This is a genomic window from Thermosynechococcus sp. QS41 (assembly GCF_031583515.1).
Lineage (GTDB): Bacteria > Cyanobacteriota > Cyanobacteriia > Thermosynechococcales > Thermosynechococcaceae > Thermosynechococcus.
This window is the reverse complement of the sequence record NZ_CP134181.1, coordinates 1,216,082-1,230,733: the sequence shown is the minus strand read 5'-3', so window position 1 is coordinate 1,230,733 and position 14,652 is coordinate 1,216,082. Positions and strand designations below refer to the sequence as shown.

The window sequence follows — 14,652 nt, the reverse complement described above, 5'->3', positions numbered from 1 at the left end:
AACCGAGGTAGAGGACGCGACGTTCATCTAGGCGGCAGTTCGCCTAAAGAGCCTAAAGATGAGCCTAAAAGCGTTCATGGAAGGTGCGGTTAATCACATCCAACTGTTGTTCGCGGGTGAGTTTGATAAAGTTCACCGCATAGCCCGACACCCGGATGGTGAGTTGGGGGTACAGTTCAGGGTGATCCATGGCATCCAACAACATTTCGCGGTTAAGCACGTTGACGTTGAGGTGGAAGCCTTGGTCGTGGATGTAGCCATCCAGCAGATTCACCAAGTTGCTGATTCGATCCTCCCGTGTCTTGCCAAGGGCACTGGGCACGATGGAGAACGTGTTGGAGATGCCATCTTGGGCATGGACATAGGGCAACTTGGCCACGGATGCCAGTGAGGCGATCGCCCCTTTCGTATCGCGACCGTGCATGGGGTTGGCGCCCGGCGCAAAGGGTTCACCGGCTTTGCGGCCATCGGGAGTATTGCCGGTTTTCTTGCCATAGACGACGTTGGAGGTAATCGTCAGGATTGACTGCGTAGGCACGGCATTGCGGTAGGTTTTGTGTTTGCGGATTTCATTCATGAAGGTTTCCACGACCCACACCGCGAGACTATCCACGCGATCGTCGTTGTTGCCGTACTTCGGAAAATCACCCTTAATCTCGTAGTCCACCGCCAACCCTTCGGCATTGCGGATCACTTTCACCTCGGCGTACTTAATGGCCGAGAGGGCATCCGCCACCACCGATAGACCCGCCACACCACAGGCCATGGTGCGAAAGACATCGCGATCGTGGAGCGCCATCTCCAGCCGCTCGTAGCAGTACTTATCGTGCATGTAGTGGATGACGTTGAGGGTATTGACATACACCTTCGCCAACCAAGCCATCATCTGTTCAAAGCGCGGCAGCACTTCTTCCCACTTCAGGGTGTCGCCTGTAATCGGCGCAAACATCGGTGCCACTTGCTGGCCAGAGACTTCATCCCGACCGCCATTGATTGCGTAGAGGAGGGCTTTGGCTAAATTCACCCGTGCCCCAAAGAATTGCATTTGTTTGCCGACCCGCATCGCTGAGACACAGCAGGCGATCGCGTAGTCATCGCCCCAGTAGGGACGCATCAAGTCATCGTTTTCGTATTGGATCGAACTGGTGTCAATGGAAACTTGGGCGCAGAAGCGTTTGAAGGCCTCTGGCAAGTTTTCCGACCACAGCACCGTCAAGTTGGGTTCGGGGGCAGGCCCAAGGGTATAGAGCGTATTCAGAATACGGAAGCTGGTTTTCGTCACCAATGGGCGACCATCAAGACCCATGCCACCAATGGATTCCGTGACCCATGTGGGATCGCCAGAGAAGAGTTCATTGTATTCCGGCGTCCGCAGGAAGCGCACCATCCGCAGTTTCATCACAAAGTGGTCAATCCATTCTTGGATCTCAGCTTCTGTGGCTGTGCCGTGGCGCAAATCCCGTTCAAAGTAAATGTCGAGGAAGGTGGAGACCCGCCCAAGGGACATGGCGGCGCCGTTTTGTTCTTTGACAGCCGCAAGGTAGCCAAAATAGAGCCACTGAATCGCCTCTTTGCCATTGGCCGCTGGCCGCGAAATATCAAAGCCATAGCTGGCGGCCATTTCCTTGAGTTCATTGAGGGCTTTGATTTGCTCTGAGAGTTCTTCCCGTAGGCGGATGGTTTCTTCGTCCATGACATCCACTTCTAGGGAAGCCTGCTGTGCCTGTTTGTCGGCAATCAAGCGATCTACCCCATAGAGAGCCACGCGGCGATAGTCACCAATAATCCGACCGCGGCCATAGGCATCCGGCAGTCCCGTAATGATCCCCGATTTACGACAGCGGCGCATTTCGGGTGTGTAGGCATCAAAGACGCCATCGTTGTGGGTTTTGCGATATTTGGTGAAGATTTCCTTCGTGCGCGGATCCAATTCGTAGCCGTAGGCCTTGAGGGAGGTTTCGACAACGCGAATGCCACCAAAGGGCATAATCGCCCGTTTCAGGGGCTGATCGGTTTGCAGGCCAACGATTTGCTCCAACTCGCGATCAATGTAGCCCGGTGCGTGGGCTGTAATCGAAGAGGGGACACTGGTATCGGCATCGAGCACCCCTTTTTCGCGCTCTAGTGCCATCAGGTCGCGCACTTTTGCCCACAGTTGTTGGGTGCGATCGCTAGCGCCTGTGAGGAAGGAGGCATCCCCAGCGTAGGGGGTATAGTTGCGTTGAATAAAGTCGCGCACATCAATGCGATCGACCCAATCACCACCCGTAAATTCTCGCCATGCCGCTTCGGGCAATTCTGTGTAGCGTGTACAGTTCATAATCAATGTTCCTCATCAAGTGTGCAGCAATTTCTCGCGATCGCCCTTCACCGATAGCGATCGCCCCTTCAAACCAGCAAGAACCTGCTAACTGCAAATGCTAGAAAACACGCAAGAGATTAAGCGATTGCGATCAAACGAGAAATGCAAATGAACTTTTTGTAGGCCAAGCCTCATCACTCTTTTTCGGCCTGCTCACACCTACACTTTCATTATAACCCGTGGGTTCTAGGGGCTTTTTTTACGAAATTTTTGCGGAATTGTTGCGCAACACAAATCTTTTTTTCATTTGTTTAGGTATTTAGGCCGCGATCGCCTCGGTGTCTGAACTTACCTGCAAGCGCTCAATTGCTGCATCCAGCAGGGCTAAACCAGCCTCTAGGGTTTCAATGCGACACAATTCACTGCGCAGTTCTGCGGCATCAGCAAAGCCCTTGGCGTACCACGTCAAATGTTTACGCGCTTGGCGAATCCCCCGTTCCCCCTTGTATTCCCAGAGGGCAATGAGATGATCCCGCGCACAGTGCAGACGTTCAACCACCGTTGGCGCAGGCCGCAATTCCCCGGTTTTCAAAAAGTGATCAATTTCCCCCACCAAGAAGGGATAACCCATCGTTCCCCGCGAGCACATCACACCATCTGCGCCGGTTTGCTCCAAGCAGCGCACTGCCGCTTCCACCGAGAAAATATCGCCATTGGCAATCACGGGAATACTGACGCGCTCCTTCACCCGCGCAATCCACTCCCAGCGGGCTGGGCCATTAAAGCCTTGGGCACGGGTTCGCCCATGAACCGTAATCATTGCCGCGCCAGCATCTTCCATCGCCTTGGCAAAGTCAAGGATATTAATCTCCTGATCGCTCCAACCAATGCGGGTTTTGACCGTAACCGGCACAGGCACCGCCTTGGAGACCGTCCGCACAATTGTTGCTGCCGTTTGCACATCCCGCAGCAGCGAAGAACCACCGCCATTCTTCGTAATTTTATTCACAGGGCAGCCCATATTGATATCTACCGTATCCGCCCCTTCAGCCACCGCCTTTATCGCTGCTTCCGCTAGAAAATCAGGGCGACAGTCAAAAAGCTGAATACTAATGGGGTGCTCATTGGCATCCACTTCCATGATCCGGGGCAATGTTTTCAGATAGTGCAACCCCGAAGCACTGACCATCTCCGTGTACATCATTGAGTCGGGGGCATAACGGCGCACCAATCGCCGAAACACCAAATCAGTTACCCCGGCTAACGGGGACTGCAAGACCCGACTATTGACTGTAACAGAGCCAATCTGCAATGGCGTTGCCAAACGGGCTTTTAGCTCTGGAGACAGGGTTAACATAACTCCCACGAAAGCTCAATGCTGCTGCTGCGGTGTTTGCTCTTGATAGGCTGAATAGACTGCCCGCACATTATACCAGTTCAAAAAGATGCGAGCCACTTCCAAGGCATCTTGAGGGCGACCGATGTTAATCAGCCATTGCAACAGGGGCGCCAGTGTTTTTTCATTGAGAATGCCGCCGAGGGATAGGATGGCCCAAAGGAAATAGTGAAAGGGCGTCATTTGAATCATGAGCTTCACTTCCCAAATGGGATGCTTTTTATAGAACAAGACCCCCATTCGTCCCCTTTCAATCTCTTTCTGAATCAGGGTGGGCACTTGACTGAGGGAAAAGGGGGGATGCCAGTGGTAGCCAACGGCTGTGGGGCACTTCAGTAATCGCAAACCCAATTTCTTGAGGCGCACCCCTAGTTCTAAATCTTCCCAGCCGTAGAGTTGAAACTGGGTATCAAAGAGGCCTGCTTTTTCCAACCAATGGCGGGCGATCGCCACATTTCCCGTTGCAAAATAGGCGGCTGAAAAATCAATGATTTTGTAGGGTTCTGAGGTTGGGTTTTCAAAATTACAGGTATTAATCACACGACCATAGGAAAAAGCAGGAACCTGAGCAATATCCTCAATGCCAAGACGTTCTTTTTCTTGAGTTAAGCACTTCCCATGGGCTTCTAAAAACGTTTCCGTCACCACCAAGTCACTATCAATAAAGATAATCCAGTCCCCCTGAGCCACCTGAAGCCCCAAGTTACGGGCAGCCGCAGGACCCAGATGTTCCTGTTGAAACCAGCGGACACAGGGAAACGCTTCACGATGTGCCTCAAGCCACTCAATGGTGTTGTCTGTTGAGCCATCGTCAACAATAATGACCTCATAGCCCTCAATGCCTAAGTCTGGATTCCACGTTTGATGGGCGATCGCGCGAACACACTTTTCTAGAATGGGCAAGCGATTATAGGTAGGAATTACGACACTAAAAAACATGGTCACTCCAGAAATGTGGTCTTGAGCTACTCAACTAGCTTGTTCTATCTAAAACCCAACTATGGAGACGGTGGGAACAAAGGCGCAGGAAGGCATGGTGGAGAATTTTTTCTGCTTCTGTTCCTTTATAACATTGCTTTAACTGCCGCAGGAGTTGGAATATTTTCCACAAGTCTTTCTCTGCTTCTTGAGCCTCAGTTGGTGAAATTCCTAGCTTGGCACTTAGGAGTTGCTGCCAGTGGCGCGAACGAATCCGTTGACTATTTTGAGCTTGCTGCCAACGATAAAGGCTGGAGGTTTGTTTGCGATGTACTCGATATTGGAGAAGTACCTCTGGGACATTTCCCATCTTGAACCCTGCCGCCCATGCCCGCTGCCAGAGATCATAATCTTCCACCAGTGACCACTCAGAGGAGTACCTCAGTTCTTTGAAAACACTGGAGTGACCCATTACAGATGGATGGGCAAAAGGTACACCAAATAACAATTCAATTTCGCAACCTTCATGGGAAGGAGGATAGTGCCAAGAACCAATCGCTGCCCCAATGAGCTGAACAGATGAGCCACAAAGATGTAATTTATTTTTTTCTAGAAATTCAAGTTGACTTTCTAACCTGTTAGGTAAAGTCAAATCATCTGCATCCATTCTAGCGATATACTGACCCTTAGCAAGTTCAATTGCTTGATTCAGTGTATAAATCAAACCTTGATTATCCCGACGAATTAAATGAATACGAGCATCAAGTTTTGCATAATTTGATAAAATTTCAAAGGAATTATCTGAAGAACCATCATCAATAACAATGAGTTCAAAATCATTAAAGGATTGATTAAGAATAGAATTTATAGCTAATTCAATATATTGGTCAGAATTAAAAACTGGTAAAATAACTGAAATAGTCGGACTGTTGTGTATATTCATCATTAACAATAACTAAATCATCTCAAATTCTAATCCAAGTCTTTGGAATTAAATCCGAATCATCTTTATCAGATGTGGCGAACCATTTTTGAGGAGCAATTACAATTTTTTCAGGGCTATTATTTAGCCAAGCTCCCCACCAACTAAATGTACTGTTGGCAATAATATGATGACGACATAGACTCATGAGGCGCATATCATTGTAGCTCTCTTGAGCAGTATTATTTTCTACATAAAAAATTGGATAAGAAGTTTTCAAGTTTGATTTTGCCCATTCAGCTTCGTCTGAAAAAACAAAGAATACAGGATCATCTATAAGTGACGTGATATATTCAATGGCTCGATAGTAATAGTCAAGCTGACAGACGCCATGAACTTTATGGGTCATAGGATTTGAAACATAATCTCCACGACGAATATGGAGACTAATTGAATGACACTGGGTAATTTTATCTGCCCATTGAGCATTTATTTCTGACAAGGGTTGCCTAAACTTGAAATCTTCCCGTAGAACGTCAGCAATTTCGCTAAAGTATTTTTCTGATTGCCAGTAACCCTGAAGGTAGGCAGTACTGGGGATAGAGTGAATTTGTTCCCAATAGTGATAGTGAGGTTCAAGAATTAGTCGTCCCTTACATAGTGCTGAAAGTTGCAGGTTGGCGATCGCTCTCCTGATTTTTGGTACCCCCCACCACCCCAAAACAGACTTCAAATCCTCAAGAGAAGCAATCGGAGCCTCACAGCAAAATACACGATGTAGCTCAAACCCTTGATGAAGCTGGTAACTTGCAAAATCGGAAATATCTAAACGCAAGGGCACTCCCCTAGTCATAGACAAAGCCCTTCCTAAAGCATACTGGAACATCTGATTGCCAAGGCCACCGATAAGATTGACAAAGATCATCATTCCGAGTGTTTATGACTAGCGTTGACTTGATCCAAAATGCCGTGAACAATGGTCTGCACAAAGTGAGCAATAGAAAACCGCTGTGCTTGAGGAGAGTGCAGAAAATTCCAAATCGCTTGCTGGTAGCCTTTATAGATCTCTTCTGGCATCGTCTTGAGAAAGTTGTATAAAGAGTCGTAGGAAGAAAACTCTCTACGGTCAATAAAACAAGCCTTAGGAATGTAGTCGGTAATGTCTGGTGCCCCCCAGTAGATCGGCACGTTCCCGGCGCAAAAGGCATCAAAAATTTTCTCTGTGATGTAACCACGAAAAATCGCGTTCTCATAGACAATCGAGAAGCGGGACTGTCGTAATACTTCACTCTTTGTGGGCACAATGCCCCGCCAAGACGGAAACGGGGGCAATGGTCTGTGAATCCACCTTTTTTCTAAGGCGTGAATGATATCTCCTACCACGGGCTGTTGGGCTGAATGATTCCAACCGTGACCATAAAGGGCAAAGTCCTGTGGTGCATGACGTTCAAACCAGCGAATAGCTCTGACCCGCTCGCGGTAGAGATCTTGATACGGAGCCCACCAAGCCAAAGCCTTATTACTGTTGATTAAAACAATCAACTGAGGACGTTGCCCATAGCCATCTACACCACCTGTTATCTTGAACGGGTGAGGCAGTTGAATTTGCTGAGCCTGCTTGATAGCTAGGTCAGGGTTCCAAGTAAACACACTTTGATAGCGACGCAATAAGAACCGCTGCCCATTGGCTGGATAGATCAAGGGATGTTCAGCGAGAATTACAAACTTTGGAGACTTAGAGCGGGGAGCTTGAACATTAAGATGGAGTTCAAAATCGGGGTCATGACAGCATTCATCAAGGCCAACAAGTTCAACGCCTTGAGCACGAAACCCCTCCCGCAGGGCAACCCAAGGCTGTGTTAGCCCGTCTGGAGATCCATTCGGATCAAAAAATACGGCTGTGGGAATATCAGGATAGACAAAAAGACCAGTTAATCTTTGCTTTGTCATTGCATGATTTTCTAGGTTAAAACTCAAATGCTCTTTAAGCGCCAGCTTTCCCAAACAAATTCATAATTCCACATTTCAATATGAGTTCTTGTTAGCTGAGAGCGTAAATTCTGACGCTTTTCCTCTGCGTTCTCAACAAAATTATGAAACTGAATCTGAAGATATTTTATCTTTTCTATTAAATCAGAATTGATGAGCTTTTTCACTAAATTATACTCTCCTCCTTCAATGTTAATTTTCATCAAATCTACTTTTTCGATACCAAGCTCCTTGAAAACAGTAGCACAGTTTCGTAGTTGGGCTATTTCCTCTGATGTTTTTGAATTTCTTTTATAAAAACTTGACGAGTCCTCAGCTATGTGAATTTGAGAAATTTCATCGGCGTCAGACAGTCCATAATTCAGGGCAATAATCTTTGCATTACCAGTAAACCGTTTCTTACAAATATGATAGAAGACTGAAACCGGTTCAAAAACAAATACTCGACAATTGAATTTCTCATGAATGAGAGCAGTAAAGTCTCCTTTATATCCCCCCACATCTAGGACAATGCTCTCTGCATCAAGTGGATAATCAAGCCGCAAGGTACTATCGCCTTTATCTCGAAACCAGCGACGAACCTCTCTTTGAAATGAGTTTTGAATTAGCAATGAGTCAAGCCAGTCTAAAACTTTGTTCATACCTGAAAAATTTGATAAATGTCAATAAATCAAACGAGGTAAATCCCTAGGTCACTAACAGCCCGCTTACAACGCTTACGAAGCGATAAAAACGGCTACCATTGCCACCAAAGCCCCCACCGTTGTGTTGATGCCGTTAACGATTTCATTGCTCAGCCAAGTGTAGCGTTCCTGAAGGGTGGCTCCCACGAGACTCTCCACAAGGTTGGCTAGGAAAGCAGCAAGGATACAAATGGGGAGGGCGATCGCCCCCATCAAGCCCAGACTCCAGCCTAGCACAGCAATCACGGTGGCACCAATTAGACCGGCCAGTGTTCCCTCTAAACTCACCGCTCCCTCTGTCCCTCGGGGCACCGGTTGTAATGTGGTGATGAGAAAGGTGCGCTGGCCATAGGCTTTGCCCACTTCACTAGCACAGGTATCTGAGAGCTTGGTGCTAAAACTGGCCACAAACCCCACCAAAAATAACTCCCGCCATTGGGGTAGCAGGAGAGCAAGGAGTGCACAGAGGGTGCCTGTAAAGGCTGATCCCCAGACATTCTCTGGCCCGCGCGCGCCGGCGCGTTTTTCAGCAATGCCTGCGGCCTCTTTTTCGGCCATGCCGATGCGGGTGACGGCTGAACCCACAAGGAAATAAACCATGACAATCAGATAGCCCTGCCAGCCTAAGGTGCCCCAAATCAGCACGCCGAGGAGCCACGCATGGAAGAGACCTGCTAGAGTGAGTAATTTTTGCCGTGCAAGGAGGGCGATCGCCCCAAGGACGGTATTGAGCAAAATACCTATCCACCAAGGGTTCAGCAAAAGGATGCCATCCACGAGAACCGCACTCCGACTGTACTGGCAGCACCTTATCATACTTTTCAGGCATAGAGGACAAATGATGATCACTTGGCTATTGGAGCCACTGCAACATGCATTTATGGTTAAGGCGCTGGGGGTAAGCACCCTTGTGGGTTGTGTGTGTGCGGTATTGTCCTGTTTTTTAACCCTAAAGGGCTGGGCCTTGATGGGGGATGCGGTGTCCCATGCAGTGCTACCCGGTGTGATCTTGGCCTATTGGCTAGGGCTGCCCTTTGCTTTGGGGGCTTTTGTCTTTGGTCTGATGGCCGTGACCCTGATTGGTTTTATTCAGCAGCAGACACGGGTGAAGGAGGATACGGTTATTGGCTTGGTGTTTACGGGCTTTTTTGCCTTGGGGTTGGTGTTGCTCTCGAAGACCGCCAGTAGTGTTGACCTGATGCATATTCTCTTTGGGAATGTCTTGGGGATTAGCGATCGCGACCTCTGGCAAACAGTGATTGTGAGCCTCATGACACTGATCACGATCGCCCTACTGCATCGGGATTTGATTCTCTTTTGCTTTGACCCGACCCATGCCCGCACCATTGGCCTGAATACGACGCTGCTGTACTATCTCCTGCTGGCGCTGCTGTCCCTCACCACCGTGGCTGCCCTGCAAACCGTGGGCATTATTCTCGTCGTGGCGATGCTAATTACACCGGGGGCAACGGCCTATTTGCTGAGCGATCGCTTTGGCATCATGGTACTCATTGCCTTGGCGGTGGGTGGCCTTGGCAGTTTATTGGGAACCTACCTCAGTTACTATCTCGATGCGTCAACAGGTGGCTGTATTGTTGTCCTGCAAACAGTGATTTTTTTGCTGGCGATGATTTTTGCCCCCAAGCACGGTCTGTTGGCCAAAGCCCGCTCTCCCCTGAGTTAGGTTTAAGGATTATTTTGTGGGGTGTTGCCGATGCCTTTGCTAGAGTTCATGATATAGTTGCCCCATATTTATCATGGGTGAAGACAGTTGCGTTATGGAGTCAGATCAACAGTGGCCTACGGAACCTGTTCCCTCTGAAGTCCCCGCCTCCTTTGTTTCGGGAGAGGTAGGCATTGCATCTGGCGACAATGGCCATGGCGCACCAACCGATGTGTTAAGGAGTTATGACAGCTTGGTGGAAACTTCAGCAGCGCGCATCAAAGTGATTGGTGTCGGTGGGGGCGGTGGCAACGCAGTCAACCGCATGATTGCCAGTAATGTGGCGGGTGTTGAATTTTGGTGCGTCAATACTGATGCGCAGGCGATCGCCCAATCCCAGGCCCACCGCTGCCTGCAAATTGGCCAGAAACTCACCCGTGGTCTCGGCGCCGGTGGCAACCCCGCCATTGGTCAAAAAGCGGCTGAAGAATCCCGCGAAGACCTTGCTGCGGCACTCAAGGATGCCGATTTGATTTTCATTACCTGCGGCATGGGGGGTGGTACCGGCACTGGCGCTGCCCCAATTGTGGCTGAAGTGGCTAAGGAACAGGGCGCCCTAACTGTTGCAGTCGTCACCCGTCCCTTTACCTTTGAGGGTCGTCGTCGAGCGAGCCAAGCGGATGAAGGAATCGAAGCCCTGCAAAGTCGTGTTGACACCCTCATCGTGATCCCCAATGACAAGATTCTCTCAGTGATTTCGGAGCAAACATCGGTTCAGGATGCGTTTCGAGTGGCCGATGATGTCCTGCGCCAAGGGGTTCAAGGGATTTCCGACATTATTAACCTGCCGGGGCTGATTAACGTTGATTTCGCCGATATTCGTTCGGTGATGGCTGATGCCGGTTCTGCCATGATGGGTATTGGTATTGCCTCTGGCAAGTCACGAGCTACGGAAGCTGCCGTCAGTGCAATTTCTTCGCCCCTACTGGAGGGGTCGATTGAGGGTGCCAAGGGCGTTGTCTTCAATATTACGGGGGGCACAGATCTCACCCTCCATGAGGTCAATGCCGCTGCCGAGGTGATCTACAATGTGGCCGATGCTAACGCCAATATCATTTTCGGTGCGGTGATTGATCCCCAAATGCAAGGGGAAGTTCAAGTCACCGTTATTGCCACTGGCTTTAGTGGTGAACCCATTAGCCGCACCCGTGCCACAACCAAAACGACACCCCTAACGAACCGCCCCCTAACGACGGCATCGCCTCCCCCGGAAACCCCCGCACCACAACCAGAGGTTGAAGCCAAGCCGAAGTTAGACATTCCTGAGTTTCTCCAGCGACGGCGACCGAATCCTTAGGTATTAAAGGTGCCTATTTCTAACAGGGGATGGCAGGCCGTCTCAAAGACCTAATTCGCGGGCGATCGCTAGTAACCCCTCGCGGTAGGAAGGATAGCGGAGCTGAACGCCTAAAACCCGCTTGATTTTGTCATTGCGGACTCGGCGGGATTCGCGCCAAAAGGACTGAGCCATTGGACTCAGATTGGCTGCCTCTAACGGGATGGCTGGTGGGGCTGGGCGACCCAAAAGACGATAGGCCTCGAGTAGAACAGGGATCGACTCTGAGGGTTGATCATCACTGAGGTTATAGATTTCCTGCGGCGTGGGTTGTACCAGCGATCGCTCAAGGGTTTGGACAATATCGACCACATGAATACGGCAGAAGTAGTGCCCCGGTTTATCAATGAGTTGCACATCACCCTTGAGAATACGAGCAATGGGATTGCGTCCTTCTCCGGGGCCATAGATGCCGGGGAGTCGAAAGATATGGGTGGGCAGATTGGAGTTGAGAAAGGTTTGCTCAATGCTGACGCGGTGTTGTGAACGCAAATTTTGGGGATTGACGGGTGTGGTTTCATCTACCCAGCCCCCTTGGCGATCGCCATAGACCCCCGTTGTCGAAAGGTAGCCAAACCAGTGCAGATTCAGTTTCTCTAACTGCGGCAACAGTGCCAGCGCAACCGCATCCTCCCCTTGGCGATCGGGAGGAATACTATTGAGGATGTGGGTTACCCCTTCAAGGGCGGCTGGTGCTAAGGGGACTGGCTCCCCCTGCTGCTCCCATGTAAAGGGAAAACAAGGAACAGTGCTGAGTTCTGGCGGCGGCTCTCCCCGACGGTTGGTAATGACCACATCAATGCCTTGGGCTTGGAGCGATCGCGCCAACCACGTTCCCGTATAACCGCAACCGAGAATGAGAACCCGCATTGCGCTCTATTCTTGGGAAGAGGCTGCTGGTGCTTCTACCAAACGCACCTTCGTAGCCAAACCCAGCAATTGCAACAAGCGAATGGTGAGCCACGTCAGATCCAGTTCCCACCACTGCAACCCATGGCGTGCCGAATATTGATAAGCATGGTGATTGTTATGCCAACCCTCGCCAAAGGTTAACAGGGCGACCCACCAGCAATTCGTTGAGTGATCCGTGGTTTCAAACGTGCGATAGCCAAAGGCATGGGTGGCACTATTCACCAGCCAAGTGGTGTGATAGACCGTTACAAGACGCACAAAAATTCCCCAAACCACAAATGGCCAACCGCCCCAGAGGTAAAGAACAATGGCCAAGACCACCTGAATTGGTAGAAAGTACTTGTCAAGAAACTGATACACCGGATCATCCGCAATATCTTTGGTGAAACGGGGAATCTCTGCCTCCGCTGGCACCTCACGAAACATCCATTCAATATGGCTCCACCAAAAGCCCTTACGGGAATCGTGGTGATCATTGGGTTGATCGGAGTACAGATGGTGATGGCGGTGCAGCCCAACCCACCAAATCGGCCCCCCTTGCATTGAGAGTGTGCCGCAAAAGACCAAGAAATACTCTAACCACTTGGGCACTTGGAAGCTGCGATGGGTAACGAGGCGGTGCCAACCAAGGGTAATACCAATGCCAGCAGTCAACCAGTGAAGTACAAGCGCCAGCAGGACTGCCTTCCAACTAAACATGCCGGGTAAAAACGCAAGAAGAGCACCGAGGTGCACAAAAATAATAAAGGTCGCCGTAGGCCAGGCAATGGGGGGTTTGGCAACGGTGGCTTGGGTCATGAACACATCCGTAAAACAACTGATTCGGCTGCTGTTCTCTCTAGGCTGAGCTTGAACAACACCCATCAGACTTTAGTATAACGAGCTACGGTTGAGTATCTTTACTTAGAGCGTTTTTCCCAAGACCAATGATTCGGCAATCCCCCTATAAATTCCCTCTGGTGGGGGAAGTCTCTGGGGAGAGTGTCCCCGAAAATAGCAGGCATCATACCAAATAGCAGGCTGATTATTTCACTTTCTGTGGTTTTGTAACGAAATGTTGCATTTTCTCAGATTAATCCCTAGGATAGAGGGTAAGGTGTGGTAGTTATAGGAATCATGAAAACGCCACGTTGGACACGACTCATTGACTTCCTACAGCGGGAGATGGCACTGCCCACCGCTGCCATTGACTTCGGCCTTAAGCACTGCGATGAGCAGGTGAATCTGTTGCCCGTTGTTCTCTGGCAGTATGGCTTGGTGAGCCTTGAGCAGCTTGACCGCATCTTTGACTGGCTAGAAACCAGTCACTCCTAGTGGCGCTCTCAGAATTCCTTTATTTAGGCTTAATGAATCACGGTGTCCTTAGCAACAAAGTCATAGCTCTGGGAAATCCCTAATTGCTGAGGCAGAGAGATGGGACTTTGCCAGCCCACGGGTTGAATTGACAACAGGGGTGAGGGACTCTTGAACGTTCCCCAGAGATGAACCTTCTTACCGAGTAGCTCGGGCGGAACGGTAATTTTGTAACTGCAACCATGACTACCAGCAGGGGACAAAGTAGCGGTGGCACCCCCCACTGGAAAGCCGCCGGGAGGATGCAGTGTGGCATTAATCACAATCTCATTGCAGGAGATAGAAGGAGATTTATTGATCTTGCCGATAATCGTAGGGCGCACCCGTACATTACTTGGGGGTTGCAATTGCACGGTCTGGGTGGCAGCTAGAGGTACAGCACGGCTCACCGCGGGGCTGAGGGCAACGGCGAGGCAGGCGAGGAGTAAACCTTTTTGATTCAGCATTTGGGTGTCCTTTGTGTGAATGGAGAGAACAGTTTTGTCTAGCCCCTATGGGGTGAATACTCTTATCCTAGGGGGGCTGACTAAGAACATCCGTGGCGTTTCTCACCCGCAACCGATGATGCTCATCACCAAGGGCGGTGACCGTCGAACATGTTTAGCCTGCACTCCCCCATCCTCGCGTCACAGGTGGGGGTTAGGGCGCGGTAATGTAGCGAAGCGGAGTTGCCAATAGACCAATGAAGAAGAAAAAACGTTGAAGTTTCGGGCGGGTAGCCTCCTTCAGCGGCGATGATAGGCGTAACACGATTGTTTGAGAACAGCGATGTACACCGAGCAAATTAACCACATCAAATCCTACACGGCAAAGCTAACGGCAGCGATGCCCGATGCCATGAAGGCCTTTTATAGCTTGAGTCGGGCCTCGTCAACCCCCGGTGCTCTTGATACCAAAACCAAAGAGTTGATTGCCCTAGCCATTGGGGTTGCCAAACACTGTGACGGCTGCATTGCCTTCCACACCCGTGCTGCTTTGCATGCAGGCGCAACCCCTGAAGAAATCATGGAAACCCTCATGGTGACTGTAGCCATGGATGGCGGCCCTGCCTTGATGTATGCCACCCATGTGATGGAGGCGCTAGAGGAGTTTACCCAAGCGCAGACCCATTAGGAAAT

General features: G+C 50.0%; 15 protein-coding genes. 4 read left to right on the top strand and 11 right to left on the bottom strand.

Annotated elements, in window-relative coordinates; all coding sequences use genetic code 11:
• Positions 1-64: 64 nt before the first annotated feature.
• The 8 genes from pflB to RHJ80_RS05820 form a co-directional block, all read right to left on the bottom strand.
• Positions 65-2,320, bottom strand: a complete 2,256-nt coding sequence (gene pflB / locus RHJ80_RS05855; RefSeq protein ID WP_310801651.1) for a formate C-acetyltransferase — start codon at positions 2,318-2,320, stop codon at positions 65-67.
• Positions 2,321-2,621: 301 nt separating this feature from the next.
• Positions 2,622-3,659: a tRNA dihydrouridine synthase DusB gene (dusB, locus tag RHJ80_RS05850; protein WP_206201463.1), complete on the bottom strand. Its 1,038-nt coding sequence runs from the start codon at positions 3,657-3,659 to the stop codon at positions 2,622-2,624.
• A gap of 15 nt (positions 3,660-3,674) precedes the next feature.
• The gene (locus RHJ80_RS05845) at positions 3,675-4,637 is read right to left on the bottom strand and encodes a glycosyltransferase family 2 protein (protein ID WP_310801650.1); all 963 of its coding nucleotides are present in this window, start codon (positions 4,635-4,637) and stop codon (positions 3,675-3,677) included.
• Positions 4,638-4,671: 34 nt separating this feature from the next.
• Positions 4,672-5,562, bottom strand: a complete 891-nt coding sequence (locus RHJ80_RS05840) for a glycosyltransferase (protein WP_310801649.1) — start codon at positions 5,560-5,562, stop codon at positions 4,672-4,674.
• Positions 5,563-5,581: 19 nt separating this feature from the next.
• The gene (locus tag RHJ80_RS05835; RefSeq protein ID WP_310801648.1) at positions 5,582-6,466 is read right to left on the bottom strand and encodes an alpha-1,2-fucosyltransferase; all 885 of its coding nucleotides are present in this window, start codon (positions 6,464-6,466) and stop codon (positions 5,582-5,584) included.
• Positions 6,463-7,542 carry a glycosyltransferase family 10 domain-containing protein gene (locus tag RHJ80_RS05830; protein ID WP_310801647.1) on the bottom strand — a complete coding sequence of 360 codons (1,080 nt, stop codon included), beginning with the start codon at positions 7,540-7,542 and terminating at the stop codon, positions 6,463-6,465. The genes RHJ80_RS05835 and RHJ80_RS05830 overlap by 4 nt, the downstream gene beginning before the upstream one ends.
• The gene (locus RHJ80_RS05825; protein ID WP_310743505.1) at positions 7,512-8,168 is read right to left on the bottom strand and encodes an FkbM family methyltransferase; all 657 of its coding nucleotides are present in this window, start codon (positions 8,166-8,168) and stop codon (positions 7,512-7,514) included. The genes RHJ80_RS05830 and RHJ80_RS05825 overlap by 31 nt, the downstream gene beginning before the upstream one ends.
• 75 nt (positions 8,169-8,243) lie before the next feature.
• A complete protein-coding gene (locus RHJ80_RS05820) occupies positions 8,244-9,026 on the bottom strand; it encodes a TIGR00297 family protein (protein WP_315863352.1) in 783 nt (260 codons plus the stop codon).
• A 22-nt stretch (positions 9,027-9,048) separates the two neighbouring features.
• Between RHJ80_RS05820 and RHJ80_RS05815 the strand changes: the two genes are divergently transcribed.
• Positions 9,049-9,894 carry a metal ABC transporter permease gene (locus RHJ80_RS05815; RefSeq protein WP_310801645.1) on the top strand — a complete coding sequence of 282 codons (846 nt, stop codon included), beginning with the start codon at positions 9,049-9,051 and terminating at the stop codon, positions 9,892-9,894.
• A 94-nt stretch (positions 9,895-9,988) separates the two neighbouring features.
• Positions 9,989-11,230 (top strand): cell division protein FtsZ, encoded by a 1,242-nt coding sequence (gene ftsZ, locus RHJ80_RS05810; protein WP_310801644.1) that lies wholly within the window; start codon positions 9,989-9,991, stop codon positions 11,228-11,230.
• Positions 11,231-11,272: 42 nt separating this feature from the next.
• On the opposite strand, the gene RHJ80_RS05805 is transcribed toward ftsZ, so the two are convergent.
• Positions 11,273-12,139, bottom strand: coding sequence for an SDR family oxidoreductase (locus RHJ80_RS05805; protein ID WP_310801643.1), 867 nt, complete (start codon positions 12,137-12,139; stop codon positions 11,273-11,275).
• 6 nt (positions 12,140-12,145) lie between these two features.
• Complete coding sequence (locus tag RHJ80_RS05800; protein WP_206201629.1) at positions 12,146-12,979, bottom strand: fatty acid desaturase; 834 nt, start codon at positions 12,977-12,979, stop codon at positions 12,146-12,148.
• A 318-nt stretch (positions 12,980-13,297) separates the two neighbouring features.
• Here RHJ80_RS05800 and RHJ80_RS05795 point away from each other — a divergent pair, with 318 nt between their 5' ends.
• A complete protein-coding gene (locus RHJ80_RS05795) occupies positions 13,298-13,495 on the top strand; it encodes a DUF2949 domain-containing protein (RefSeq protein ID WP_190278154.1) in 198 nt (65 codons plus the stop codon).
• A gap of 29 nt (positions 13,496-13,524) precedes the next feature.
• Here the strand turns inward: RHJ80_RS05795 and RHJ80_RS05790 are convergent, their stop codons facing one another.
• Entirely contained in the window at positions 13,525-13,980 is a 456-nt protein-coding gene (locus RHJ80_RS05790) for a hypothetical protein (RefSeq protein WP_206201455.1), read from the bottom strand.
• 322 nt (positions 13,981-14,302) lie between these two features.
• Here RHJ80_RS05790 and RHJ80_RS05785 point away from each other — a divergent pair, with 322 nt between their 5' ends.
• The gene (locus tag RHJ80_RS05785; protein ID WP_149817557.1) at positions 14,303-14,647 is read left to right on the top strand and encodes a carboxymuconolactone decarboxylase family protein; all 345 of its coding nucleotides are present in this window, start codon (positions 14,303-14,305) and stop codon (positions 14,645-14,647) included.
• The last annotated feature ends 5 nt before the right edge of the window (positions 14,648-14,652 follow it).

What these genes read in the sequence shown, in the direction of transcription:
- pflB (WP_310801651.1), bottom strand. Translation starts at nt 2,320, where the DNA reads ATGAACTGTACACGCTACACAGAATTGCCCGAAGCGGCATGGCGAGAA.
- dusB (WP_206201463.1), bottom strand. Translation starts at nt 3,659, where the DNA reads ATGTTAACCCTGTCTCCAGAGCTAAAAGCCCGTTTGGCAACGCCATTG.
- RHJ80_RS05845 (WP_310801650.1), bottom strand. Translation starts at nt 4,637, where the DNA reads ATGTTTTTTAGTGTCGTAATTCCTACCTATAATCGCTTGCCCATTCTA.
- RHJ80_RS05840 (WP_310801649.1), bottom strand. Translation starts at nt 5,562, where the DNA reads ATGATGAATATACACAACAGTCCGACTATTTCAGTTATTTTACCAGTT.
- RHJ80_RS05835 (WP_310801648.1), bottom strand. Translation starts at nt 6,466, where the DNA reads ATGATGATCTTTGTCAATCTTATCGGTGGCCTTGGCAATCAGATGTTC.
- RHJ80_RS05825 (WP_310743505.1), bottom strand. Translation starts at nt 8,168, where the DNA reads ATGAACAAAGTTTTAGACTGGCTTGACTCATTGCTAATTCAAAACTCA.
- RHJ80_RS05820 (WP_315863352.1), bottom strand. Translation starts at nt 9,026, where the DNA reads ATGATAAGGTGCTGCCAGTACAGTCGGAGTGCGGTTCTCGTGGATGGC.
- RHJ80_RS05815 (WP_310801645.1), top strand. Translation starts at nt 9,049, where the DNA reads ATGATGATCACTTGGCTATTGGAGCCACTGCAACATGCATTTATGGTT.
- ftsZ (WP_310801644.1), top strand. Translation starts at nt 9,989, where the DNA reads ATGGAGTCAGATCAACAGTGGCCTACGGAACCTGTTCCCTCTGAAGTC.
- RHJ80_RS05805 (WP_310801643.1), bottom strand. Translation starts at nt 12,139, where the DNA reads ATGCGGGTTCTCATTCTCGGTTGCGGTTATACGGGAACGTGGTTGGCG.
- RHJ80_RS05800 (WP_206201629.1), bottom strand. Translation starts at nt 12,979, where the DNA reads ATGACCCAAGCCACCGTTGCCAAACCCCCCATTGCCTGGCCTACGGCG.
- RHJ80_RS05795 (WP_190278154.1), top strand. Translation starts at nt 13,298, where the DNA reads ATGAAAACGCCACGTTGGACACGACTCATTGACTTCCTACAGCGGGAG.
- RHJ80_RS05790 (WP_206201455.1), bottom strand. Translation starts at nt 13,980, where the DNA reads ATGCTGAATCAAAAAGGTTTACTCCTCGCCTGCCTCGCCGTTGCCCTC.
- RHJ80_RS05785 (WP_149817557.1), top strand. Translation starts at nt 14,303, where the DNA reads ATGTACACCGAGCAAATTAACCACATCAAATCCTACACGGCAAAGCTA.